1 protein-coding gene is annotated in these 250 nt (G+C 39.2%); it reads left to right on the top strand.

The features are described from left to right. Positions 1–250: hypothetical protein (locus tag SB772_RS43885; RefSeq protein ID WP_410839012.1), on the top strand; the 250-nt coding region annotated here is incomplete at both ends.

Genomic DNA, 250 nt, shown 5'->3' with positions numbered 1-250 from the left:
ACCGAGACACAGTATTTTTATAATAATCCCCAGCATTACCAATCGACGGGGCAATTGACGATAGGTTCAGACAATTCCCAGCAGTTAACAGGCTATACATATGCCCATGAGGAAAATAATGCCAATATGCTTGCTGCTAATATGGTGGGGATTCCACTGCAAACTGAAACTAAGGAAAACGGAAAGTTTATTTCAAAGGTGAAAACCCTATATGGGAAGAATACTCAAACCAATAATTTTATACTTCCCG

The organism is Paraburkholderia sp. SIMBA_030 (assembly GCF_046535245.1).
Lineage (GTDB): Bacteria > Pseudomonadota > Gammaproteobacteria > Burkholderiales > Burkholderiaceae > Paraburkholderia.
Note: the sequence above shows the minus strand (reverse complement) of the source record. Positions and strands in the feature narration are given on the sequence as shown.